Raw genomic sequence first — 23626 nt, 5'->3', positions numbered from 1 at the left:
GCGCGCCCCGGGGAAAGGACGCGATGCCATGCCGGAGACCGCATCCACCACCCGGGCCCCGGACGCCCTCCTTCCGTGCCTCGCCCCCCTGCTCCACGAATGGCTGCCCAGGCAGCGCTGGTTCGCGGGCAAGGGCCGCCGGGTCATCGGATTCACGCTGGACGCGGCCACCGAGCTGCTGCCCCTGGACGGCGCGGGACCCGGTCTCCTCCATCTGCTCGTACGGGTCGACCAGCCCGGCCGCCCGGCCGGCACACCCGCCGACTGCTACCAGCTGCTCCTGGGCGTACGGACCCAGCTCCCGCCCCGCCTCGCCCCCGCCCTGATCGGGCGGATCCGGCAGGGCCCGCTCGCCGGACGCGCGGTCTACGAAGGGCTGCGCGACCCGCGGCTCGCGGGACTCCTCTACGAGCGGCTGCGCACCCCGGGCCGGACCGGCCCCCTGCACTTCCACGCCACGACGGCCCTGCCGCCCGCCCTCGCCCCCCGCATGCTCGACACCGAACAGTCCAACTCCTCGCTGGTGTACGGCGATTCCTACATCCTGAAGATCTTCCGGCGGGTCAGCCCGGGCGCCAACCCCGACCTCGAACTCCCCCTCGCCCTGAGCCGGGCCGGCTGCGCACGCGTACCGGCCCCGGTCGCCTGGTTCGAGTCGGGGGCCGCGACCCTCGGCGTCCTCCAGCCCTACCTCCGGGACTCCCGGGACGGCTGGCGGCTCGCGCTCGACGCGCTGGCCGACGGACGGGAGTTCACCACCGAGGCGCGGGCGCTCGGCCGGGCCACGGCCGAGGTCCACCTCGCGCTCGCCGACGCGCTGCCGACCCGGCGGCTGCGGCGCTCCGAGACCGAGCACCTCGCCGCCGCGATGGACCGGCGGCTGCACGCGGCGGCGCAGGCGGTGCCGGCGCTCCTGCCGTACGTACCGGGGCTACGGGCCGTCTTCGCGGCGGCCGGCGAGGCGCCCGGCGCGGGGGCGCTCCAGCGCATCCACGGCGACCTGCACCTGGGGCAGACCCTGCGGGGCTCCGACGGCGGCTGGGCCGTCATCGACTTCGAGGGCGAACCGGCGAAGTCGCTGGACGAGCGGCGGAGTCCACAGCCCACGGTCCGTGACGTCGCGGGCATGCTCCGCTCCTTCGACTACGCGGCCCGTACGCACCGCCCGTGGAACGCGGACTGGGCGGCGCGCTGCCGGGCCGCGTACTGCACGGGCTACGCCGAGGCGGCGGGCGCGGACCCGCGCGCCGACCCCGCCCTCCTCCGCGCCTACGAGACCGACAAGGCGGTCTACGAGGTGGTCTACGAGGCGCGCCACCGCCCGGACTGGCTCCCGGTCCCGATGTCCGCGATCGAACGCCTCGCGACGCCCACATGAGTTCCCGCCCGCGTCCTGCCCGTGTGGGCGATCGCCCCGCACGGCTGGTCCCCCCAGGGCGAAGCCCTAGGGGGAGGGTGGGCACACGGGACGGCGCCCTTGCGGGCGCCTCCGCCCCGGCTCCCCACCCCGAAGGCGGCCACCGGACCCGTTCGGCCCAGCGGCGGGCGGGCCCGTACCGCTCTCGCCTGCGGCGACCGCCACGCGCCCCGTTCGGCCGAGTGTCCCGCGCCCGCGGGATGCCGTTTTCCACCCCGTACGCCCGTACGCCCGTACCCCTCGCCCCTCAGGAGGCACCCCCGTGACCGCCCGATCCGCAGGCAAGACGTCCCGCGCAACGAAGACGCCCGCACCGGACCGGACCGCCGTGCGGAAGGCGCCACCCCTCGATCCGGGGGACCGCGCCCGGCTGCTCGCGGGCGAGCACCACGAGCCGCACGGCGTGCTGGGTGCCCACCCAGTACGCGGTGGGGTCGTGGTGCGTGTGCTGCGCCCGTGGGCGAAGGAGGTCGCCGTCCTCACCAAGGGGCGTCGCGTCGTCCTCCACGACGACGGCGACGGTCTCTTCTCCGGTCTGCTGCCGCTCCTTCGCAAGGTGCCCGCGTACGAGCTGCGGGTTCGTTACGGGGACGACGGGGGTGACGAGCTCGCCGTCGTCGACCCGTACCGCTTCCTGCCCTCCCTCGGCGAGCTCGATCTGCACCTCATCGGCGAGGGGCGGCACGAGGAGCTGTGGACGGCGCTCGGCTCCCACACCCTGACCCACGAGGGCGTGGCCGGCACCCGCTTCGCCGTCTGGGCGCCGAACGCCCGCGGTGTCCGCGTCACCGGCGACTTCACGCACTGGGACGGCACGGCGCTGCCGATGCGCTCGCTGGGTTCGACGGGCGTGTGGGAGCTGTTCGTGCCGGGCGTCGGCGAGGGAGCCGTCTACAAGTACGACATCGCCCGGCCCGACGGGTCGCACACCGTGCGCGCTGACCCGATGGCCCGCCGCACCGAGTGCCCGCCGAACACCGCGTCGATCGTCACCGCCTCGCACTACACGTGGGACGACGCCGAGTGGATGGACGGGCGCGGAGCCCGCCCGCACCATGAATCACCGCTGTCGGTCTACGAGCTCCATCTGCCGTCGTGGAGGCCGGGGCTGACGTACCGCCAGCTCGCCGAGCAGCTGCCCGACTACGTCCGCGACCTCGGCTTCACGCACGTGGAGTTCATGGCCGTCGCCGAGCACCCGTTCAGCGGCTCCTGGGGCTACCAGGTCACCGGCTTCTACGCGCCGACGGCCCGGATGGGCACCCCCGACGACTTCAAGCACCTGGTCGACGCCCTGCACCGGGCCGGGATCGGGGTCCTGATGGACTGGGTCCCGGCGCACTTCCCGAAGGACGACTGGGCGCTCGCCGAGTTCGACGGGCGTCCGCTGTACGAGCACGAGGACCCGCGCCGCTCGCACCATCCCGACTGGGGGACCCTGGAGTTCGACTACGGGCGCAAGGAGGTGCGGAACTTCCTCGTGGCCAACGCCGTGTACTGGTGCCAGGAGTTCCACCTCGACGGGCTCCGGGTCGACGCGGTGGCCTCGATGCTCTACCTCGACTACTCGCGCGAGCACGGCGAGTGGCTGCCGAACGAGTTCGGCGGCCGGGAGAACCTGGACGCGGTGGCCTTCCTCCAGGAGATGAACGCCACCGTCTACCGCCGCTGCCCGGGAATCGTCACCTTCGCCGAGGAGTCCACGGCCTGGGACGGCGTGACGCGGGCGACGGACCAGGTGGGCCCCGGCGGCTTCGGCGGTCTGGGCTTCGGCATGAAGTGGAACATGGGCTGGATGCACGACTCGCTGGGGTACGCGGCGAAGGAGCCGGTGCACCGCAAGTACCACCACCACGAGATGACCTTCTCGATGGTGTACGCGTACAGCGAGAACTACATCCTGCCGATCTCCCACGACGAGGTCGTGCACGGCAAGCGGTCGCTGGTCTCGAAGATGCCCGGCGACTGGTGGCAGCAGCGGGCCAACCACCGGGCCTACCTGGGCTTCATGTGGGCCCACCCCGGCAAGCAACTCCTCTTCATGGGGCAGGAGTTCGCCCAGGGCGGGGAGTGGTCGGCGGAGCACGGGCCCGACTGGTGGCTGCTCGATCCGGCGTACGGGGCGGAGCCCGACCACCGGGGCGTGCGGGACCTGGTGCGGGACCTCAACACCGTGTACGCGGCGAACCCGTCGCTCTGGGAGCGGGACACCGCCCCGGACGGCTTCCAGTGGGTGGTCGGGGACGCCACTGAGGACAACGTCTTCGCGTTCCTGCGCTTCGACGGCTTCGGCTCCCCGCTGCTCGCCGTCTGCAACTTCTCGCCCGTCGTGCGGCACGACTACCGTCTCGGCGTGCCGGACACCTTCGCGTCCTGGGCGGAGGTCCTGAACACGGACGCCGCCCGGTACGGCGGCGGGGACGTGGTGGGCACCGACCCGCTGAAGACCGAGTCGGTGCCGTGGCACGGCCGTTCGGCGAGCGTGCGGATGACGCTGCCGCCGCTGGCGACGGTCTGGCTCAGGCCGGCCTGATCACGCCCAGCCGCTGGGTCGCCCGGGTCAGCGCCACGTACAGGTCGTTGATCCCGTGCGGGCCCCCGGCCACGATGCCGTCCGGGTCGACGACCAGGACCGTGTCGAACTCCAGGCCCTTCGCCTGCCGGGGGTCGAGCAGGACCACCGGCAGGGTGAGGTCGGGCGTCGCTCCGTGGGCGGCGTCCGGCAGGGCCTCGACCAGGCCGGGGAGCAGGCTCTCCGGGGCGATCACGGCGAGCCGGCCCTCGGCCCGCAGCTCGGCGGCGACGGCGTCGGCGGCCTCCTTCACCGGGTCGTCGACCGTGCGGTCCCAGGGCGCGACGCCGGTGGAGCGGACGGACCGGGGCGGTTCGAAGCCCGGGTCGGCGGCCCGCCGCACCTCGGCGGCGACCTCCATGATCTCGGCGGGCGTGCGGTAGTTGACCCCGAGGCGTACGTGCTCCCAGCGGTCCTGCACGTACGGGGAGAGGATCCGCTCCCAGGCGCCGACGCCCGCGGGGTCGCCGGTCTGGGCGGGGTCGCCGACCAGGGTCATGGAGCGGGTCGGGCTGCGGCGCATCAGGAGCCGCCAGGCCATCGCGGAGAGCTCCTGGGCCTCGTCGACGATGATGTGGCCGAAGGCCCAGGTGCGGTCGGCGGCGGCCCGTTCGGCGGCGGTGCGGTGGTCGGCCTCCTCGTGCCGCTCGGCGAACCGCTCGGCATCGATGATGTCGTGGGCGGAGAGGACCTCGGAGGCGTCCTCGTCCAGCTCCTCCTTGTCCTCGAACTCGTAGGTGCGCGAGGCGTACGAGACGTCGAGGACGCCCTGCGCGTACTGGATCTGGCGCTGCCGCTCGGCCTCCTGGGCGGCGCGGGCGGCCGAGTCGTCCTCGCCGAGCAGCTCGGCGGCCTCGTCGAGCAGCGGCACGTCGGCGGGGGTCCACTCCCCGGTGTCGCGGCGGATCGCCGCGGCGTCCTCGTCGTCGAGGTGGGTGGGCTCGGTGAGGTAGTCGGCCAGGAACTCCTGGGGTGTGAGGGACGGCCAGAGGGTGTCGACGGCGGCGTGCACGTCGGGGTTGGCGGCGATGCCCTTGGCGAGCAGCGCCCGGTCGTCGGGGCCGAGGAAGTTCGGGCCGCCGTAGGGGTCGGCGCCGATGCGGTCGGCGAGCTGCTCCGCGAGGGCGTCCAGGATCCGGAAGACGAAGTAGGGGCGGGCGAGGTTGTGCGGGAGGACGGTCTCGCGGGCCTTGTGGCGGGCCTCCAGGGCCATGTCCCAGTCGATGACCAGGTCCCCGTCCTCGTGCGGGACGACGAGGGGCGCGCCGCGCTCGGGGACCTGCTGGCGGTCGCGTACGGCCGCGGCGAGCGCGTCGGCCATGGTGGCGGAGCCCTTGACGGCGGCGGCGCGCGGGGCGTCGGTGCCGGTGGCGCGGACGCCGGGGAAGAGTTCGGCGGGGGTGGCGAGCAGGACGCCGGTCTCGCCGAGGGAGGGCAGGACGTTCCCGATGTAGCCGAGGAAGGCGGGGTTGGGGCCGACGATGAGGACGGCCCGCTTGGCGAGCTGCTCACGGTGGGCGTAGAGGAGGTACGCGGCCCGGTGCAGCGCGACGGCGGTCTTGCCGGTGCCGGGGCCGCCCTCGACGACGAGGACGCCGTGGTGCGGGGAGCGGATGATGCCGTCCTGCTCGGCCTGGATGGTCTGCACGATGTCGTGCATGCGGCCGGTGCGGGCGGCGTCGAGCGCGGCGAGCAGCACCTCGTCGGCGTCGCGGCTCTCGTGCCCGGTGCGGGTGGCGTCGGCGAGGTCGAGCACCTCGTCGTGGAGGGCGGTGACCTCGCGGCCCCGGGTGCCGATGTGCCGGCGGCGGGAGAGCCCCATGGGCTCGTAGCCGGTGGCGAGGTAGAAGGGCCTGGCGATCTCGGCGCGCCAGTCGACGACGAGGGGCGTGCGGTTCGGGTCGTCCCTGCGGATGCCGATCCGCCCGATGTGGTGGTCGCGGCCGTCACGGAAGACGAGCCGGCCGAAGCAGAGCCCGCTCTCCCCCGCGTCGAAGGCGGCGAGCAGCCCGGACTGTTCGGCGACGATCACGTCCCGTTCGAGGCGGCCCTGGTTGCCGCCGACCCCGGGGGTGCGCAGGGCCCGTGCGACGGCGGCCTCGGCCTGGTCCCTCAGGTCGTCGAGTCGTGCGTACAGATCGGTGATGAATTGCTGCTCATTCCGAAATTCCTCGGTTGACAATTCGACTCCCGGCGCGATACAGTGCGTTTATTGAACCTCTCCGTGCCATTTCTTTTTCCGGGCACGGAATCCATTAATATACGCGACGCAATACCCCGACTGTCAATTCTAGTCGGGGTATTTCTGTGTCGGCGCGACGTCCGGCACGGGCGCGAAGCCGCGGGTCAGCAGCCGGACGGCGAGGGTCACCTCCCAGGCGAAGACCGGGAGCGCGGCGAGGGTGCCGGCGGCGGACACCTGCTCATAGAGGCCGAAGAGCACGGCGACCGCGGAGAGGCAGATGAGCGCGCCGCCGACCAGGCCGAGCAGGGCGATCCACGCCGGCACGAGACCCGTGCGGCGCATCACGTACGCCAGGACCAGGGTGTTCGCCCCGAGGGCGACGTTGGGGCCGAGCAGGAACGCCCAGTCGTGCACCGCGATCAGCGCGGTCGCGGTCGCGGTACCACTCGCCTCACCGGCCTGGCCGGCCCCACCGGCCAGATCCTGTCGCAGGGTCACCACCGCGAGGACGCTGACGATGCCGACGGCGATCACGGCGGCTTCGAGCAGCCGGCCGCACACGTACCCGATCGCCAGGGCCTCGTGCCGCCGCCTGATGACGGGGTACAGCGCGACCCCGGTCCCGATCACGGCGACGAGCAGCACCATCTCGCACAGCGCCCCCGCCCGCACACGGGCGTCCGCGCCCGGCCCGACGACGTACGCGGCGCCGTCGAGCACGGGGCCGTACAGCGAGAGTCCCGCGATCGCCGCGACCTCGGTGACCAGGAACAGCGCTCCGGTCACCACGGCGGTCCTCCGTGTCGCATCCACGAGCTTCCCCTTTCCCCCCAGGGGTGTACGGCGTACACCCACCTGTTGAGGGACACGGTAGGTGTACGGCGTACACTCGTCAACATGACTCAGCACCGCGGAGCGGGCGACCGCGCCCCCCTGAGCAGGCAGCGAATCCTGCGCGCCGCCGTCGCGCTGGCCGACGAGACGGGCGCCGAGGCGTTCAGCATGCGCCGCCTCGCCCAGGAGCTCGGCGTGGTCCCGATGGCGCTCTACAAGCACGTGGCCAGCAAGGACGAGCTCCTCGACGGCATGGTGGACGTCGTCGTCGGCGACATCGCCCCGCCGGAGCCCGGAGCGCCGTGGAAGACGGCCGTACGGCAGCAGATCCTCGCCGCCCGGGACGTGCTGCTGCGCCACCGCTGGGCCGCGTCCGTCATCGAGTCGCGCCCCGGTCCGACACCCGCCGTCCTCGCCCACCTCGACTCGGTGATCGGCACGTTCCGGGACGGCGGTCTCTCCGCGGACCTGACGCACCACGCGATGCACGCGCTGGGCACCCGCCTGCTGGGCTTCTCCCCCGAGCTCTTCGCCACCGGCGGGGCGGAACCGTCGCCCGGCGGGGCGGACGAGGCCGCCGCGAAGGCGGCCGCCGCGGCCTATCCCCGGGTCGCGGAGATCGCCGCGGCCGCCGCCCACGACGCGGGCTCGACGGTCGGCGGAGGCTGCGACGACCGGTTCGAGTTCACGTTCGCCCTCGACCTCCTCCTGGACGGCATCGAACGCCTCCACGGCCAGGGCTGGACCTCCAGCATCACCGCTTAGGGCATCGAGCGTGCGTGCCGGACGCCGCGGCTCAGGCGGGACTTTCCGGAGATGACCTAGGGCGCCAGGACGTCCTCCAGTTCCTCCAGGAGGCGGCGCTTCGGGCGGGCCCCGACCAGTGACTTCACCGGCTCGCCCGCCCGGAAGACCATGAGCGTCGGGGTCGCGAGCACCCCGTACTTCACCGTGGTCTCCGGGTTGCGGTCGACGTCGATCTCGACGATCCGCAGCCGGGCCGCCTCCTCCGCGGCGATCGCGGCGAGCACCGGCTTCAGCTGCCGGCACGGCCCGCACCACTCCGCCGTGAACTTCACCAGGACCGGCAGGTCGGCCCCCAGCACCTCCGTGCCGAAGTCCCCGTCCGTGACCTCGGCCACGCCTTCCGTGTACGTCGTCATTCCCGTCACCCCTCCGTATCCGTGCCTGTGTCCCTGTCCCACTCCGTACCGAGCTCGCACCGGGGTTCCGGGCCGTGCCGCAGCTCCGCCTCGGCCCGCAGGAGCTGGGCGCCCATCTGGGCGCGTACCGCCTGGAGCTGTTCGATCAGGCCGTCCAGTTCGGCGACCTTCCGCCGGTAGACGGCGATCGACGCGGGGCAGGCGTCACCCGTCGGGTGCCCCTCCCGCAGGCAGTCGACGAACGGCCGCGTGTCCTCCAGCTCGAACCCGAAGTCCTGGAGGGTCCTGATCTGCTGGAGGAGCCGCAGGTCGTCCTCGTCGTACGTGCGGTACCCCTGCTCCGTGCGCCGCGCGGTCAGGAGGCCCCGGGACTCGTAGTACCGCAGAGTCCGCGTGGTGGTTCCCGCCCGCTCGGCCAGCTCTCCGATGCGCATGTCCCCGAACGTAATCCTTGACGCCGACGTCAAGGCAAGCAGGGAGGCCCCCGGAGGGCTCACCCGGCCGTCCGGTGGCCGGTCGTGCCGTCGCCGGCGATCCGGTGGAGGGCGACGACGGGCAGCACGCGGCTCGTGGCCCGCTGGTAGTCGGCGTAGCCGGGGGCGACGGCGACGACCTTGGCGAAGAGGCCGTCGCGCTCGGCGTCGGAAGCGGGGACGGCGGTGGCCCGCCAGGTGTCCGTACCGAGTTCCACGGTGACCGTGGGGTTCACGAGGACGTTCCGGTACCAGTCCGGGTGCCGGTCGGAGCCGCCGGCCGAGCCGACCACGAGCAGCCGGTCGCCGTCCTCGACGAAGCCGAGCGGGGTGGTGTGGTCTTTTCCGGTGCGGGCGCCGGTGGTGGTGAGAAGGAGAAGCACCCATCCCTCGAAAGGGCCGCCGAGCCTGCCGGCGTTGGTGCGGAACTCATCGATGATCTGTGTGTTGAAGTGGAGGGGCAAAGCCGTCCCAACGGTCCCCTTGCCTCCATGCCTCCGCTTTCCAGCGCGGACCGACACGCGACGTGAGTTCCTTCATCTCAACCTCGGCGGGGCGGGGTTGTCAAGGACGGTGCGGGCCGGGCGGCAGCAGCGGCTTCCGCTCCACCGGGGACGACAGCACGACCGAGGTCGTGGTCCGGCCGAGCGCCGAGGTCTGCTCCAGGACCTCTTCCAGGTGGACGGTGTCGGTGACGGCGACCTTGAGGATCCAGCAGTCCTCGCCCACCACGTGGTGGACCTCCAGGACCTCGGGGCGCGCGGTCAGTTCCAGGGTCCGCGGGTGTTTCAGGGTGTAGCCGCCGTGTGGATCGACCCTGATGAAGGCCTGGATGCCGTAGCCGAGCCGGGCCGGGGACACATGCGCGCCGTAACCGGTGACCGCCCCGCTCGCCTCGAGGCGGCGGACCCGCTCGGTGACGGCCGCGGGGCTGAGCCGGACGCGGCGGCCGAGCTCGCTGAGCTTGATGCGGCCGTCGCTCTGCAGGAGGTCCAGGATCTGCCGGTCGATGGCGTCGAAAGCGGCTGCCGAGGAATCGTCGGCGGCGGGGCGCGAAGGCCGAGGTTCCTTCGGTGCGGCGGCCGGAAATCCCATGAATCCCCCTTCAGATGGCGAACGCACAACGTAACACTTGCCCTGTGACGCAAGGGAGTTGGGATTGATGGACATTCTGGTCATCGGCGGAAATCGCTATTTCGGAAAGCGGCTCATCGCTCTCCTGAGGGAATCCGGGCACCGGATCACCGTGCTCAACCGGGGCTCTTCCGCCGCCCCCGCGGGAATCGAGCAGCTCGTGGCCGATCGCGACGACGAGGCCGCCCTGGAATCCGTTCTGGCGGGCCGTTCGTTCGATGTCGTCGTGGACCAGGTCTGCTATACGCCGCGCCAGGCGGAGATCGCCCTGCGGGTGTTCGCGGCACGCACCGGACGCTATGTGATGACGTCGACGGTGGAGGTGTACGAGTACGAGGACTCCGCCTCGGGCGTGCCGGTCGCCGAGTCCGCCCTCGACCTGGCCGCGGTCGCCGTCGACACGGGCCTGGCCTGGGAGGACCCGGAGTTCCGTGAGGAGAACTACGGGGAGGGGAAGCGGCAGGCGGAGGCGGTGTTCGCGGCCGGGTCCCCGTTCGCATGGACCTCGGTGCGGGTCGGCCATGTGCTGGGCGGCGCCGACGACTTCACGGGCCGGCTCGACCACTACGTCCGGCGCGTCCGGGCCGGCGAACCGATCGCCGTCCCCGTCGTGAACCGTCCGGCGACCTATGTGTACGTGGAGGAGATCGCCGCGTTCCTCGCCTGGACGGTCGAGGCGGAATTCACCGGGCCGGTGAACGCCCATTCCCACGGCCCGCTCACCACGGCCGACCTCTGCGCGGAGATCGAGAAGCAGGTGGGCGGCCGGACGGTGTTCCGGGAGGTGGAGGTCGGCGAGGTCTCGCCGTTCTCCTTCGCCCGCTCGTACGGGATGGACAACTCCCGTGCCACGACGCTCGGCTATTCCTTCGGTCATTCGGCGGAGTGGCTTCCGCGCGCCATTGCCGAGACGGTCGGGGCGATGCGCTTCGAGCCGACGACGTTCGGGGCGGTGCGCTGATGCGGTTCAGGACGCTGGGGGACGTACGGGTCGGGGCGGTCGGCTTCGGCACGATGCCGCTCTCCATCGAGGGCCGCCCCGACGAGGCCCGGGCCGTGGCGACCGTGCACGCCGCCCTGGACGCGGGCGTGACGCTGCTCGACACCGCCGACTCCTACCACCCGCCGGACGGTGCGCCCGGGGAGGGCGAGCTGTTCGTGTCGCGGGCCCTGGCCTCGTACGGCGGCCGGAAGGACGACGTCCTGGTGGCGACGAAGGGCGGGCGCGGCCGGACGGCGGACGGCGGCTGGACCGTGGACGGGCGGCCCGCGCACCTGCGGCGGGCGGCGGAGGACTCGGCCCGGCGGCTGGGCGGGACGCCGATCGGCCTGTACCAGCTGCACAAGCCGGACCCGGCCGTGCCGTACGCCGAATCACTGGGCGCCATACGGGAGTTGCTCGACGCGGGGACGATCCGGCTGGCCGGCATCTCGAACGTGGACGGGGAGCGGATCCTGCTGGCCCGCGACATCCTGGGCGACCGGCTGGTATCCGTACAGAACCGCTACTCGCCGGCGGTCCGGGAGAGCGAGGCGGAGCTGCGGCTCTGCGCGGAGCTCGGGCTCGCCTTCATGCCGTGGAGTCCCCTGGGCGGGATCTCGCGCAGCTCGCTCGACGGGGCGTCCGCCCTGGAGGAGGACCCGGAGTTCGGGGGGTTCCACCGGGTGGCGCGGGAGCGGGGGGTCAGTCCGCAGCGGGTGGCGCTCGCGTGGCTGCTCACGCGGTCGGAGACGGTGCTGCCGATCCCGGGCGCGAGCCGGCCGGAGACCGTGCGGGACTCGGCGGCGGCGGCCGAACTCCGGCTCTCGTCCGAGGAGTTGTCCCGGCTGGCCGTTCAGTAGCCGAAGACACCGCGCCCATCGACGGGGCCGGTGTCTTCCGGCTCCGCGAGCAGCTGCACCTGCGCACGGGTGGCGGCGTCGGGGACGCGACCACGGCTTCCACCGTCCCGCTCACCTCGGCCGGGGACGCGACCACGGCTTCCACCGTCCCGCTCGCCTCGGCCGACGGCGCCGACCGCGGCGGGATTCCGGCCAACCCCCAGGTCATCGCCTCGGGGCCGATCACCCTGACGGACAACGGACCCGGCATGAACGGCGAGGTCCGCGTCGAGGTGTGGGGCACCATCGGGAACGCACGAGAGGGACGGTACGGGTCGCGGCTGCGACCCGTACCGTCCCTCTCCCGGGGCCCGGATCCGGCTCAAGGCCCGGGACCCGGAGTTCTTCAGACGCCCGCGCGGGCCTTCTCCTCGCCGTCCTCGGTCCGCTGGTCCGGGACCGGGGTGGGTGCGTGGTCGTCGACGAGGGTCTTCTCGTCGAAGGGGATGTGCCCGGCCAGGACCTCCGCGACCCTCGCTTTGTCGATCTCCTTCGTCCAGGTGCCGACGAGGACGGTGGCGACGGCGTTGCCCGCGAAGTTGGTCAGGGCGCGGGCCTCGCTCATGAAGCGGTCGATGCCGACGATCAGGCCGACCCCGTCGACCAGTTCGGGCCGGTGGGACTGGAGGCCGCCCGCGAGGGTCGCGAGGCCCGCGCCGGTGACGCCCGCCGCACCCTTCGAGGCGATGATCATGAAGACGAGGAGGGAGATCTGCTCGCCGAGCGAGAGCGGGTCGCCCATCGCCTCTGCGACGAAGAGCGAGGCCATCGTGAGGTAGATGGCGGTGCCGTCGAGGTTGAAGGAGTAGCCGGTGGGGACGGTGATGCCGACGACCGGCTTGCTGACGCCCAGGTGCTCCATCTTCGCGATGAGCCGCGGCAGCGCGGACTCCGAGGAGGAGGTGGAGAGGATCAGCAGGAACTCGCGGCCCAGGTACTTCAGCAGGGTCCAGATGTTGATCCCGGCGACCAGGCGCAGGATCGCGCCGAGCACGACGAAGACGAAGAGCCCGCAGGTCAGGTAGAAGCCGATCATGATGACGGCGAGCGACTTGAGGGCGTCGATGCCGGTCGCGCCGACGACGGCGGCGATCGCGCCGAACGCGCCGACCGGGGCGACCCACATGATCATCGCGAGGATGCGGAAGACGAGCCGCTGGATGTGGCCGATCCCGCGCAGCACCGGCTCGCCGGCGGCGCCCATCGCCTGGAGCGCGAAGCCCGCGAGCAGCGCGACGAGGAGCGTCTGGAGGACCTCGCCCTCGGTGAAGGCGGAGACGAGGGTGGTGGGGATGATCCCGAGCAGGAACTCCGGTGTGGACTCGCTCGCGCCCTCGGCCTGCTTGGCGCCGGCCTCGGCGATCTCCTTGGTGAGGTGGAGGCCGGAACCGGGCTCCAGGATGTTGCCGACGAGCAGGCCGATCGCGAGTGCGACGGTCGACATCACGAGGAAGTAGCCGAGGGCGAGCCCGCCGACGGCGCCGACCTTCGCGGCCTTCCGGACCGATCCGACGCCGAGGACGATCGTGCAGAAGATGATCGGCGAGATCATCATCTTGATCAGATTGACGAAGCCGGTGCCCAGCGGCTTGAGCTCGACGGCGACGCCCGGCGCCAGGAAGCCGACCGCGATGCCGAGCAGTACGGCGCCGATGACGGCCAGATACAGATAGTGGGTACGGTCCCGTCGTGCGGCCACGGGGTCCTCCTCGCGCTGATGGGTGTCCACGTCCCGGTGGACTCCGCGACTATCCATCAGCCTGTGACCGGGGTCACGGTTGCGTACGTTTCGTTCACGACCGAAACATCGCACCGGTCCGGAGCTGGGTGGGCGGCGCGCTGGGGGAAGAGAACGATTCGGGAACGCAATGACCCGGCGCAAATTCCGGCGTGCACACTTACCGGCATGCGTTTCCCCCGCCCCCACCCCCGCAGCCTGGCCGGTCAGCTCTTCGCGATGCAGGTCGTGCTCGTGGCCGTCGTCGTGGCGGGCTGCGCGGTCTTCGCGTACGTCACGGACCTGGCCCAGGCCGAGGAGACCGCGCGGCGGCAGTCCACGGCGACCGCCGCGGCCGTCGCCCACTCCCCCTCCGTGGTGGCCGCGGCCCGCTCGGCCGACCCGGCGGCGGTGCTCCAGCCGTACACGGAGTCGCTGCGCCGCCACGCGGACGTCGCCTTCGTGGTGATCATGGCGCCGGACGGGACCCGCTGGACGCATCCGGAGCCGGACCAGATCGGCCGGACGTACCTCGGTCACATCGAGGAGGCGGTGCGGGGGCGGACCTTCTCCGAGACGCACCTGGGGGTGCTCGGCCCGTCCGTGCGGACGGTGGCGCCCGTGTACGACGACGGCCGGGTCGTCGCCCTCGTCAGCGCGGGCATCACGATCGAGAGGATCAGCGAGCAGGTACGGGAACAGGTGACCGCGCTCCTCGGCATGGCGGGCGCGGCGCTCGCGCTGGGCGGCGCGGGGACGTACGTCGTCAACGCCCGGCTGCGCCGCCACACGCACGGCATGAACGCGGCCGAGCTGAGCCGGATGCACGACTACCACGAGGCCGCGCTGCACGCCGTACGGGAAGGGCTCGTGATGCTCGACGGACGGCGGCGGATCGCCCTCATCAACGACGGGGCACGGGAGTTGCTCGGCCTGGACGAAGGGGTCGTCGGCCGCCCGGCCGCCGAACTCGGCCTGCCCGCGCCGCTCACGGGCGCGCTGCTCTCCTCCGAGCCACGGGTGGACGAGACCCACCTGACGGCCGACCGGGTGCTCGTGGTCAACACCCGCCCGGTGGTGGGCGGGGAGCGGCGCGGAACCGTCGTCACGCTCCGGGACCGTACCGAACTCCAGGCACTGTCAGGCGAGTTGGACTCCGAGCGGGGGTTCACGCAGGCGCTCCGCTCCCAGGCCCACGAGGCGGCGAACCGGCTGCACACCGTCGTCTCGCTCATCGAGCTGGGCCGGGTGGCCGAGGCGGTGGAGTTCGCGACGGCGGAGCTGGAGCTCGCGCAGGCGCTCACCGACCGGGTCGTCGACGCGGTCGGTGAGCCGGTCCTCGCGGCGCTGCTGCTCGGCAAGGCGGCGCAGGCCAACGAGCGGGGCGTGGAGCTGGTGCTGACCGAGGACAGCCGGATCGACGACGGCCGGGTGCCGGCGGCCCTGCCCTCCCGTGACCTGGTCACGATCCTGGGCAACCTCATCGACAACGCCGTGGAGGCGGTGGGCGGGACGCCGCACGCACGCGTGACGGTCACGGTCGCCGCCCGGGCGGGCGACGGCGAGCTGCTGCTGCGGGTCGGGGACAGCGGTCCCGGCGTCCGCCCGGCCGACCGGGACGCGGTCCTCGGCCGCGGCTGGTCGACCCGCGGTCCTGGCCGCGGCCTCGGCCTGGCCCTCGTGGGCCAGGCGGTCTCCCGCGCCGCCGGCACCCTGGAGCTGGCGGACGCGACGGAGGGCGGCGCGGAGTTCACCGTACGGCTGCCACTACCCCGGGATGGCGCCCCGGGGGCGCCCGCCGGTGCGCGGCAGGAGACGGCCGGGCCGGGCGGTGCGGCGCGGGAGACGGCCGGGCCCGACGGTGCGGAGCAGGAGACGGCCGGGCCCGACGGTGCGGCGCGGGAGACAGCCGGACCCAACGGTGCGGGGCCGGGGGCAGCCGGGCCCGCCGACGCGGGGCAGGAGGCAGCCGGACCCGCCAGTGCGGAGCGGGAGTCGGCCGGGCCCGACGGTGCGGAGCGGGAGGCAGCCGAGCCCGCCGGGGCGGGGCAGGAGACAGCCAGGCCCGCCGGGGCGGGGCAGGAGGCAGCCAGGCCCGCCGGTGCGCGGCGAGAGACGGCCGGGCCGGGCGGTGCGGGGCGGGAGACGGCCGGGCCCGACGGTGCGGAGCAGGAGACGGCCGGGCAGGGCGGTGCTCCGCCGGAGGCGGTAGCGGCCTGCTCGAGCGGCCCGTCGGCTTCGGCCGGGGACAAGGCCGACGGCACCACGTCCCCGGCGGCCCGCGACGCGGAGCCGGCGGTTTCCGGCGGTGCTCCGCGCGCGGGTGCGGACGGAACCGCCGTCGGCGCCCTGACGGACCGCGACACTAACGCCGCCACCGGTACGGGTACGGGCACCGGTACTGGGACCGCCACCGCCGCGGCCACCCGTACCGACACCGACACCCGTACCGGCACCGCCCCGATCGGACCCGAGGTGACCCCGTGAGTACGCAGCCCCTCCGCGTCCTCGTCGTCGAGGACGACCCCGTCGCCGCCGACGCCCACGCGCTCTACGCCGGGCGGGTCGAGGGCTTCACCGTCGTCGGGATCGCCCACTCCCGGGCCGCCGCCGTGCGGGTGCTCGACCGGACTCCGGTCGATCTGATCCTGCTCGACCTCTACCTGCCGGACGGCCACGGCCTCCACCTGCTGCGCGCGCTCCGCGCCGCCGGGCACTCCGCCGACGTGATCGCCGTGACCTCCGCCCGCGATCTGGCGGTCGTCCGCGAGGGCGTGTCCCTCGGCGTCGTCCAGTACGTCCTGAAGCCCTTCGCCTTCGCCACGCTCCGGGACCGGCTCGCGCGGTACGCGGAATTCCGGGCGTCCGCCGGGGAGGCCTCCGGGCAGGACGAGGTGGACCGGGCGCTCGCCACGCTCCGGGCCCCGCACCCCGCCACCCTGCCGAAGGGGCTCAGCGCCCCGACCCTGGAGGCGGTCACCCGTACCCTCCGGGACACTCCCGCCGGGGTCACCGCCGCCGAGGCGGGCACGGCGGTCGGGATCTCGCGGATCACCGCCCGCCGCTACCTGGAGCACCTGGTGACCGAGGGCCGGGCCGTGCGCGCCCCGCAGTACGGTCAGATCGGGCGGCCCGAGCTCCAGTACCGCTGGCTCGACGGCCGGGACCGCCGTTACTGACCGGTTCCCACGTTCCTACGACGTCGCACGTTGGGGGAACGCACCGTATCCAGGCGTCACCCTCCGCACCTACGGTGACCGGGTGCACCAACCCTCTCCCCCCTTCAACGCCCTGGCCGCGCGCCGTCTGCGCGAAGGCCTCGGCATGGCCCCGGGACACGTCGCCTACGGTCTTCGCGCCCAGTACGGCATGTTCGTCAACCCCGACACCGTCGTCGCCTGGGAACGCGGCCGTCTCCTCCCGACCGAGCAGGAGCTCACCGCCCTCGCGGGCGTCCTGTGGTGCGCTCCGGCCGAGCTCATCGCCGCCGCCACGACCCTGCGCGAGCACCGGCTGGCCCGCGGGCTCGCGGCGGAGGAGCTGGCCCGGCGGGTCGGCGTGGCGGCCCACGTGTACCAGCGGATGGAGGACGAAGGCCGCTGGCGCGGCACCGAACGCCAGACGGCCGCCCTCGCGGAGGTCCTCGGCCTCGGCCCGCGCGCGCTGATCACGGCGACCGGCGGCGACGACAGCCTCGCCGAGCTGCTGCGGGACGCCGCCACCACCCGCTGGCAGGCCTATGTGAAACCGGCCGTGAAGATGGTGCCGCTGCCCAAGCGGGCCGTGGAGTCGGCGCTCCAGCGGTTGCACACGGACTACCACGCGCGGATGGCGGCGACCAGCAGCTGGGGAGCCTCGGGGGCGACGGGCGACGAGGGGCGCGCGTACCTGGAGGAGATCACCGGGCACTTCTGGGCGGCGGTGGGCCAGTAGCGGGGGTGGACCGGTCGCGGCGGTCGACCAGTAGCGGCAGTGGGCCAGTAGCGGCAGTGGGCCCGTCGCGGCGGTCGGCCAGTAGCGGCGGTCGGCCCGTCGCGGATGCCGGCCCGGCACGGCGAGGCCGTAGATTGGCCGCCGTGAGACGACACATACCCTTCGAACGACTCCACAACTTCCGCGACCTGGGCGGCTATCGGACCGCCGACGGCGGGACCGTGCGGTGGGAGACCCTCTACCGCTCCGACTCCCTGGCCAAGCTCGCCGGAGCCGGACCCGACGACCTCGCCCGCTTCCGCGCGCTGGGCGTGGCCACCGTGATCGACCTGCGCTACCCGTGGGAGATCGACGCCAAGGGCCGCCTGCCGGAGACCGAGAACGCCGCCTGGCACAACCTGTCCATCGAGCACCGGCCGTACGACCAGGCGGAGATCGACCCGGACCTCGATCCGTGGCGCTACCTGGCCGACCGGTTCGCCGAGGTCGCCGAGGACGGTGCGGAAGAGATCCGTACCGCCCTTGAGATCATCGCCTCGGCCGACGGCCCGCTGGTCTTCCACTGCGCCTCCGGCAAGGACCGCACGGGGATCGTCGCGGCCCTCGTCCTCGCGCTCGTCGACGTCCCCGACGAGGAGATCCTCGCGGACTTCGCGCTCACGGAGCTGGCCACGGAGCGGTTGATCGCCGACTGGCGGGCCGGGCACCCGGGCCGCGAGCTCCGCTGGCCGGGGTACGGTCGGGCGCCGGCCGAGATCATCCGGCTGTTCCTCGCGGACCTGCGCGAGCGGTACGGCTCGGTGTACGGGTACGTCACCGGCCCCGTCGGGCTCGACCCGGCGGTGGTGACGGCCCTCAGGGCCCGGCTGGTGGACCCCGCCTAGGGGCTCCTGGTACTCACCCCTCCGTCGAGCGCCCCCGGCTCCTCCGCCGGGGTCCCGCGCCGCCCTCGGACGGTGAGCGCCGCGTGCGTCGCCAGTCCCAGAACCAGGCCCCAGCACGCGGAGCCGACGCCGCCGAGGGTGACGCCGGACGCCGTGGTGAGGAAGGTGACCACCGACGCGTCCCGGCCCCGCTCGTCGGCCATCGTCTGCGCGAGGCTCGTGGAGAACGTGCCGAGGAGCGCCGTCCCGGCGATGACGGCGACGAGTTCGGAGGGCAGCGCCGCGAAGAGGCCCACGAGGGCGGCGCCGCAGACGCCGGTCAGCAGGTAGAAGACGCCGCACGCCAGGCCGGCCACGTAGCGGCGTCGCGGGTCGCGGTGGGCCTCTTCGCCCGTGCTGATCGCGGCCGTGATCGCCGCCAGGTTCACGGCGTGTCCGCCGAGCGGGGCGAGCGCCGTGGAGGTGAGTCCGGTGGCGGTGATGAGCAGCCGGTCGTCGGGGCGGTACCCGCAGGCGGCCAGCACGCCGAGGCCGGGGGCGTTCTGCGAGGCCATCGTGACCACGGCCAGCGGGACGGCGATCCCCACGAGCGCCGAACCGCTGAACTCCGGTGCCGTGAAGACGGGAAGGGTCCAGTCGATGTCGACGGACGCGGCGTGGATGCCCGGCACGACGGCGGTGGCGAGCACGGCCGCGAGGAGCGCCCAGGCCACCGCGTATCTCGGGGACCTCTGCTTGACGGCCAGATAGGTGGCGAGGGACGCGAGGACCGGGAGAGGGGCGCCGTCCAGGGCCGAGAACAGACCGGCCCCGAAGGAGAACAGGATCCCCGCGAGCATGCCCGCCGTGATCCCGGGCGGTACGCGCCGCATGACCCGCCCGAAGACGCCGGTCACGCCGACCAGGGCCATGAGGAGGCCGCTGACCAGGAAGGCGCCGACGGCCTCGGGGTAGGAGTAGTCCCCGAGGCTGCCGACGAGGACCGCGGCGCCCGGTGTCGAGAACGCGGTGATCACCGGCATGCGGGTCCACCAGCTGAGCACGGCGCAGGTCAGGCCGCTGCCCACGCACGCCGCCCACACCCAGGACGCGGTCTGCGCGTCGCTGAGGTGACCGGCGGCCGCTGCGGCCAGGACGACGAGCAGGGGTCCGGAGCACGAGACCACGACGGTGATGAGCCCCGCGAGGACGGCGGAGAGCGAGGCGTCCCGCAGGACTCCTCGGTGTCCTGCGGCCCCGGCCTCCTCCTCGGTGTCGCCCTTGGTGCTCTGCTCGGCCGTGGTCATCGTGCCCTTTCCCCGCCTCGTACTCCCCGTCTCGTACTCCTCGCCGCGTACTCCTCGCCGCGTACTCCTCGCCGCGCCCCTCGCACCTCTCGCCGGCCTCGCTACTCCGCGCGTTGCGCCACGGCCGCGAGCCGCTCGACGCCCTCGGTGAACTCCTCGCCGCCGAGTGACATGAACGGGAGCCGGAGGAACACCGTGCCGGCGGGGGGCGCCGACTCGGCGGGGTAGAAGGCCGAGCCACGCGTGAGGGCGAGGCCCGCACCGGCCGCCGCGGCGAGGAACTTCTCCTCCGTGGCCCGGACCGGCAGGTGCACGCTGATGTAGTAGCCGCCGTCGGGCACGCACAGCGCGACGTCGCCGAGGGCCTTCCGCACCGCTTCGACGGCGATGTCGTGGCGCGGCCGCAGCAGCTTCCGGACGTCCTCGATGTTCTGGCGCACCAGGCCGCTCGCGAAGGCCCGCGCGGCCACCGTCTGGAGCAGTGGGGCCGGCGACAGGTACGTGCTCTCGGCGAGCGCCGCCAGCTCCCTCGGGACGCCGGGCGGAGCGATGACGTAGCCGACCCGCAGTCCGGGGCTCAGGATCTTGCTGAGCGAGCCCATGGTCAGCACTCGGGCGCCGTCGACGGCGTCCGCGAGTTCACCGAGGAGCGCGGGGGCGTCGCCGTCGAAGCGGAGCTCCCGGTACGGGATGTCCTCCAGGATGGTGAACCCGAACTCGGCGGAGAGCCGCACGAGTTCGCGACGCTTCTCCTCGCTCGTGGTCACACCGCTGGGGTTCTGGAAGTCGGGGATCACATAGACGAACGCGGGTACCTCCGTGCGGAGCCGGTCCCGCAGGATGTCCAGGTCGAGTCCGTCGTGCCGCAAGGGCACCCCGGACACCTGGGCTCCGTGCCGCTCGAATATCTGGACCGCGCGGTCGTACGTCGGCGCTTCGGCCAGCACCGACTTGCGCGGGGCGTCCTTGAGGAGGTGGGCCGCGAGCAGGTCGAGGGCCTGGAGGGAGCCGTTGGTGACGAAGATCCGGTCGGGGTCGACGGAGTGGAACGCGCCGAGCTGGTCGCGGAGTTCACGATCGCCGGTGTGATGGCCGATGGGTGCGTACTGGAAGACCCGGTCGGGTTCGGAGGAGAGGATCTCCCCGGTCAGCTCGGCGATGGCGGCGGAGGGGATCGCTTCGAGTGGAGGGATGCCGCGCGAGAAGTGGACGGTCTGGACGGTCACGGGTGGGGCTCCTTGCGTGGGGGGTGGGGGCTCAGCGGGCGCTGACCGCGAAGTCGGCGTCCAGATCGGCGATGGAGTCCGAGCCGAGCTGGAGCAGCGTGTCCTCGATCTCGCTCTTGAGGAGATCGAGAACCGCTTCGACGCCCTGCTGGCCGGCGAGGCCGAGACCCCACAGGTAGGGGCGGCCGATGCACACCACGTCCGCGCCGAGCGCGAGGGCCTTGACGACGTGGACGCCGGAGCGGATGCCTCCGTCCATGAGGACCACGGCGCGGCCGGAGACCGCTGCCGCCACCTGCTCCAGGGCGACCAGGCTGGGCATCGCGCCGTCGAGTTGACGGCCGCCGTGGTTGGAGACGATGACGCCGTCCACGCCTAGGTCGACGCACCGTTCGGCGTCCTCGGCCCGCAGGATGCCCTTGACCACGAGCGGGAGGCGCGTGCGGGTCCGGATCCACTCGAGGTCGTCCCAGGTCAGCGGGTACCGCTCGATGCGGGCGCCGTCCGGGATCTCACCGGTGAGCACGCCCAGCGCGCGCAGGTTGCCGAAGTCGACGTGGGCCGGGGTGCGGAAGCCCGCTCGCTTGGTGCTGATGCGGCGGGCCGCGTAGCTGGCGTCGACCGTGACCACGAGCGCGGTCGCGCCGGCGTCCTCCGCCAGAGCGATCGTCGCGGCGATGTCGTCCCGGGAGCGGTAGGCGTAGAGCTGGAACCAGGAGCCGTTCTTGACGGAGCCGGCGATCTCGGGGAACGCGTGGTGGCTGTCGGTGCTGACGATCGAGAGGGTGCCCGCGGACTCGGCCGCCCGGGCGGTGGCGATCTCGGCGTCGTCGTGGAGGAGCCGCTGGGGGCTGGTCGGGGCGAGCAGGACCGGCAGCGCGAGCTGCTGCCCGAACACGGTCACCGTGGTGTCGGGCTGTACACCCGTCCCGCCGAGGGCCCGCGGGCGCAGCCAGACCTGGTCGAAGGCTTCGGTGTTGGCACGGACCGTGAGCTGGGTGTCGGCGCCGCCCGCCACGTACGCCCAGGACGCGGCGTCGAGTACGGATTCGGCCGCCTGCTCGAAGTCGGTCAGCGTCAGCAGCCCGGATAATTCCCTAGCCATGGGTCCTCTTCCGTCTTCGGAGGTGTTTCCTCCGGGGAGGTGATTCTTGGGACGGGGTGGTTCTTGGGGCGGGGTGGTTCTTGGGGCGGGGTGGTTCTTGGGGCGAGTGCTCTTCAGGCGGGCACTCTTCATGCGAACTGGTCGAATCCCATCTTGATCACCATTCCGGTGACCACGACGACCAGCACGACCCGGACGAACCCGGATCCTCTTTTCATTGCGGTGCGCGACCCGATCATCGCGCCGGTGATGTTCCCCACGGCCATTCCCAGACCGAGGGCCCAGAGGACGTTTCCCTGCCAGGCGAAGACCGCGAGGGCGCCCAGATTGGAGGACGCGTTGATGACCTTCGCCATGGCCGCGCTCTCCAGGAACTGCGTCGCGAGGAGCGTGGTGAAGGAGATGATGAGGAAGGTGCCCACGCCGGGCCCGAAGACTCCGTCGTAGAAACCGATTCCGACACCCGCGAGGAGAATGGCCACGATGCGGCGGCGCGGGGTGACGACGATATTCCGCTGCTGCACCCCGAAACCGGGCCTGAAGGCCACGAAGAGCGCCACCGTGATGAGCAGGCCCATGATGACGGGCCGGAAATAGCTCGCGGGAACACTCGACGCGGACAGGGCGCCGACGGCGCCGAAGGGGACCGCGAGCCCGGCGGCCGGCAACAGCACCGAGCGGTCCAGCTTCGTGCGCCGCTGGTACATGTACGCGGCGGTCGCGGTGCCCATGACCGCCGCGATCTTGTTCGTGCCCAGTGCCACCGCGGGCGAATACTGGGGGAAGGACAACAGGAGTACCGGGATGAGCAGTACCCCGCCACCGCCGACGACAGCATCCACCCAGCCGGCTGCCGTCGCGGCGACGAGCAGGCCGAGCACCTCGTACAGTTCCACTCTTCCTCATTCACGTGGGATGGTCCCGATTCACGGGACCACAGGCCCTGCTGGGCGATACCGGCCGGGTCAGACGACCCCGCGGATCTCCGTCATCGCGGGCAGTACTCGCGGGTGTCGCATCATGCGCTGGGCCCACAACGGGGTGCTGCGCAGGGAGTAGAACCGGCGCAGCCAGCGGTCGCGCCCGTCGTAACGGGGCGTGAAGGCGGTGCGACCGTGCACCACGACGTGGTTGTCCAGGACGACGAGATCGCCCGGCGCGAGCACCAGGTCGCGGCCGACCTCGTCCAGCGCCGCGGCGAGGGCCGACAGCGCCTCCCGTGCCTCCGGCCGGTCGCTCTGGGTGTTGTGCGAGTTGAAGCGCATGAACGGCCGGTCCGCCGGGCCGAAGATCACCGGGTGAGGGCCCGCGGAGGGGCGGGGCCCCGCGATGTCCCGTGTGAACGAGGTCGGGTACAGGCTGTGGAACTGCGGCTTCCGCAGCTCCTCCAGCTGTTCGTCCGTCAGCAGGGGCAGCGCGTTCCGGACGGACGAGACGCGCGTCGCGGCGATCTGCTCGTGGTCCTGCCGCAGGCAGAGCAGGCCCAGGTAGTCCGGGCGGAGCGGGTGGTGCACGTTCTCCGTGTGGAAATCGAAGGCGACCGATCCGCTGTTCTCGATCCGGCCCTCCTCGCCACGTACGGGATGCACGTCGTGGAAGAGTGCCCCCGATTTCTCGTCCTGGTAGCCGGTCAGCGAGCCCAGGAGGTCCGCGACGAGCATGAGGGTGCCGTTGGTCGCGTGATCGTCGAGGATGTGGGGGTCATGGGACTGCGGCGTGTTCGGCAACTCCCCGATGGGGACTCCCCGAAGCAGGCAGTATCCGTTGGATTCCACGTCCGCACCGAAGTCGAGAAACGTTTTGCGCATCCCGTCGG

At 72.7% G+C, this 23626-nt stretch carries 19 protein-coding genes and 2 pseudogenes; 9 read left to right on the top strand and 12 right to left on the bottom strand.

What is annotated here, in order from left to right; all coding sequences use genetic code 11:
- Nucleotides 1–28 precede the first annotated feature (28 nt).
- Together ACFWWU_RS04680 and glgB are read left to right on the top strand one after the other, a co-directional pair.
- Nucleotides 29–1378 carry a maltokinase gene (locus tag ACFWWU_RS04680; RefSeq protein ID WP_384138918.1) on the top strand — a complete coding sequence of 450 codons (1350 nt, stop codon included), beginning with the start codon at nt 29–31 and terminating at the stop codon, nt 1376–1378.
- A gap of 301 nt (nt 1379–1679) precedes the next feature.
- Nucleotides 1680–3950: a 1,4-alpha-glucan branching enzyme gene (gene glgB, locus ACFWWU_RS04675; protein ID WP_384138915.1), complete on the top strand. Its 2271-nt coding sequence runs from the start codon at nt 1680–1682 to the stop codon at nt 3948–3950.
- On the opposite strand, the gene ACFWWU_RS04670 is transcribed toward glgB, so the two are convergent.
- The gene (locus ACFWWU_RS04670; protein WP_384138912.1) at nt 3937–6171 is read right to left on the bottom strand and encodes a HelD family protein; all 2235 of its coding nucleotides are present in this window, start codon (nt 6169–6171) and stop codon (nt 3937–3939) included. The genes glgB and ACFWWU_RS04670 overlap by 14 nt on opposite strands.
- Nucleotides 6172–6279: 108 nt before the next feature.
- Complete coding sequence (locus ACFWWU_RS04665) at nt 6280–6987, bottom strand: DUF4386 domain-containing protein (protein ID WP_384138909.1); 708 nt, start codon at nt 6985–6987, stop codon at nt 6280–6282.
- 84 nt (nt 6988–7071) lie between these two features.
- Between ACFWWU_RS04665 and ACFWWU_RS04660 the strand changes: the two genes are divergently transcribed.
- Nucleotides 7072–7773 carry a TetR/AcrR family transcriptional regulator gene (locus tag ACFWWU_RS04660; protein WP_384138907.1) on the top strand — a complete coding sequence of 234 codons (702 nt, stop codon included), beginning with the start codon at nt 7072–7074 and terminating at the stop codon, nt 7771–7773.
- Between the two features lie 56 nt (nt 7774–7829).
- Here ACFWWU_RS04660 and ACFWWU_RS04655 read toward each other — a convergent pair whose 3' ends face one another.
- The 4 genes and pseudogenes from ACFWWU_RS04655 to ACFWWU_RS04640 form a co-directional block, all read right to left on the bottom strand.
- Nucleotides 7830–8171: a thioredoxin family protein gene (locus ACFWWU_RS04655; RefSeq protein WP_384138904.1), complete on the bottom strand. Its 342-nt coding sequence runs from the start codon at nt 8169–8171 to the stop codon at nt 7830–7832.
- A gap of 5 nt (nt 8172–8176) precedes the next feature.
- The gene (locus tag ACFWWU_RS04650; protein ID WP_384138901.1) at nt 8177–8605 is read right to left on the bottom strand and encodes a MerR family transcriptional regulator; all 429 of its coding nucleotides are present in this window, start codon (nt 8603–8605) and stop codon (nt 8177–8179) included.
- 101 nt (nt 8606–8706) lie between these two features.
- Nucleotides 8707–9108 (bottom strand): annotated as a pseudogene (locus ACFWWU_RS04645) (nitroreductase family deazaflavin-dependent oxidoreductase); the annotation flags it as partial.
- A 100-nt stretch (nt 9109–9208) separates the two neighbouring features.
- Nucleotides 9209–9739 carry an Lrp/AsnC family transcriptional regulator gene (locus ACFWWU_RS04640; RefSeq protein ID WP_384138898.1) on the bottom strand — a complete coding sequence of 177 codons (531 nt, stop codon included), beginning with the start codon at nt 9737–9739 and terminating at the stop codon, nt 9209–9211.
- 67 nt (nt 9740–9806) lie between these two features.
- Between ACFWWU_RS04640 and ACFWWU_RS04635 the strand changes: the two genes are divergently transcribed.
- Both ACFWWU_RS04635 and ACFWWU_RS04630 read left to right on the top strand, forming a co-directional pair.
- Entirely contained in the window at nt 9807–10739 is a 933-nt protein-coding gene (locus tag ACFWWU_RS04635; RefSeq protein ID WP_384138896.1) for an NAD-dependent epimerase/dehydratase family protein, read from the top strand.
- Nucleotides 10739–11620, top strand: coding sequence for an aldo/keto reductase (locus ACFWWU_RS04630; protein ID WP_384138893.1), 882 nt, complete (start codon nt 10739–10741; stop codon nt 11618–11620). The genes ACFWWU_RS04635 and ACFWWU_RS04630 overlap by 1 nt, the downstream gene beginning before the upstream one ends.
- 385 nt (nt 11621–12005) lie before the next feature.
- Here ACFWWU_RS04630 and ACFWWU_RS04625 read toward each other — a convergent pair whose 3' ends face one another.
- Nucleotides 12006–13415, bottom strand: a complete 1410-nt coding sequence (locus ACFWWU_RS04625; RefSeq protein ID WP_384138890.1) for a cation:dicarboxylate symporter family transporter — start codon at nt 13413–13415, stop codon at nt 12006–12008.
- A gap of 150 nt (nt 13416–13565) precedes the next feature.
- Here ACFWWU_RS04625 and ACFWWU_RS04620 point away from each other — a divergent pair.
- The 4 genes and pseudogenes from ACFWWU_RS04620 to ACFWWU_RS04605 form a co-directional block, all read left to right on the top strand.
- Nucleotides 13566–15146, top strand: a pseudogene (locus ACFWWU_RS04620) (ATP-binding protein); the annotation flags it as partial.
- 713 nt (nt 15147–15859) lie between these two features.
- Nucleotides 15860–16555 (top strand): response regulator, encoded by a 696-nt coding sequence (locus tag ACFWWU_RS04615; RefSeq protein ID WP_384138887.1) that lies wholly within the window; start codon nt 15860–15862, stop codon nt 16553–16555.
- A gap of 145 nt (nt 16556–16700) precedes the next feature.
- On the top strand, nt 16701–17309 hold the full coding sequence (locus ACFWWU_RS04610) for a helix-turn-helix domain-containing protein (protein ID WP_384139565.1): 609 nt from the start codon (nt 16701–16703) through the stop codon (nt 17307–17309).
- Nucleotides 17310–17452: 143 nt separating this feature from the next.
- Entirely contained in the window at nt 17453–18193 is a 741-nt protein-coding gene (locus tag ACFWWU_RS04605) for a tyrosine-protein phosphatase (protein ID WP_384138884.1), read from the top strand.
- Here ACFWWU_RS04605 and ACFWWU_RS04600 read toward each other — a convergent pair.
- The 5 genes from ACFWWU_RS04600 to ACFWWU_RS04580 form a co-directional block, all read right to left on the bottom strand.
- Nucleotides 18190–19479, bottom strand: coding sequence for a benzoate/H(+) symporter BenE family transporter (locus tag ACFWWU_RS04600; RefSeq protein WP_384138881.1), 1290 nt, complete (start codon nt 19477–19479; stop codon nt 18190–18192). The two genes, ACFWWU_RS04605 and ACFWWU_RS04600, sit on opposite strands and share 4 nt — an antisense overlap.
- Before the next feature lie 101 nt (nt 19480–19580).
- On the bottom strand, nt 19581–20705 hold the full coding sequence (locus tag ACFWWU_RS04595) for a PLP-dependent aminotransferase family protein (protein ID WP_384138879.1): 1125 nt from the start codon (nt 20703–20705) through the stop codon (nt 19581–19583).
- 31 nt (nt 20706–20736) lie between these two features.
- Nucleotides 20737–21810, bottom strand: coding sequence for an alpha-hydroxy acid oxidase (locus tag ACFWWU_RS04590; RefSeq protein WP_384138877.1), 1074 nt, complete (start codon nt 21808–21810; stop codon nt 20737–20739).
- 128 nt (nt 21811–21938) lie between these two features.
- Nucleotides 21939–22706: a sulfite exporter TauE/SafE family protein gene (locus ACFWWU_RS04585; protein ID WP_384138874.1), complete on the bottom strand. Its 768-nt coding sequence runs from the start codon at nt 22704–22706 to the stop codon at nt 21939–21941.
- 69 nt (nt 22707–22775) lie between these two features.
- The gene (locus tag ACFWWU_RS04580) at nt 22776–23585 is read right to left on the bottom strand and encodes a TauD/TfdA family dioxygenase (protein ID WP_384138871.1); all 810 of its coding nucleotides are present in this window, start codon (nt 23583–23585) and stop codon (nt 22776–22778) included.
- Nucleotides 23586–23626 lie beyond the last annotated feature (41 nt).

It is taken from the genome of Streptomyces sp. NPDC058650 (assembly GCF_042717315.1).
Lineage (GTDB): Bacteria > Actinomycetota > Actinomycetes > Streptomycetales > Streptomycetaceae > Streptomyces.
Note: the sequence above shows the minus strand (reverse complement) of the source record. Positions and strands in the feature narration are given on the sequence as shown.

Coding starts and splice junctions, on each gene's coding strand:
- ACFWWU_RS04680 (WP_384138918.1), top strand. CDS start 29: ATGCCGGAGACCGCATCCACCACCCGGGCCCCGGACGCCCTCCTTCCG.
- ACFWWU_RS04660 (WP_384138907.1), top strand. CDS start 7,072: ATGACTCAGCACCGCGGAGCGGGCGACCGCGCCCCCCTGAGCAGGCAG.
- ACFWWU_RS04655 (WP_384138904.1), bottom strand. CDS start 8,171: ATGACGACGTACACGGAAGGCGTGGCCGAGGTCACGGACGGGGACTTC.
- ACFWWU_RS04650 (WP_384138901.1), bottom strand. CDS start 8,605: ATGCGCATCGGAGAGCTGGCCGAGCGGGCGGGAACCACCACGCGGACT.
- ACFWWU_RS04640 (WP_384138898.1), bottom strand. CDS start 9,739: ATGGGATTTCCGGCCGCCGCACCGAAGGAACCTCGGCCTTCGCGCCCC.
- ACFWWU_RS04635 (WP_384138896.1), top strand. CDS start 9,807: ATGGACATTCTGGTCATCGGCGGAAATCGCTATTTCGGAAAGCGGCTC.
- ACFWWU_RS04630 (WP_384138893.1), top strand. CDS start 10,739: ATGCGGTTCAGGACGCTGGGGGACGTACGGGTCGGGGCGGTCGGCTTC.
- ACFWWU_RS04625 (WP_384138890.1), bottom strand. CDS start 13,415: ATGGATAGTCGCGGAGTCCACCGGGACGTGGACACCCATCAGCGCGAG.
- ACFWWU_RS04610 (WP_384139565.1), top strand. CDS start 16,701: ATGGCCCCGGGACACGTCGCCTACGGTCTTCGCGCCCAGTACGGCATG.
- ACFWWU_RS04600 (WP_384138881.1), bottom strand. CDS start 19,479: ATGACCACGGCCGAGCAGAGCACCAAGGGCGACACCGAGGAGGAGGCC.
- ACFWWU_RS04590 (WP_384138877.1), bottom strand. CDS start 21,810: ATGGCTAGGGAATTATCCGGGCTGCTGACGCTGACCGACTTCGAGCAG.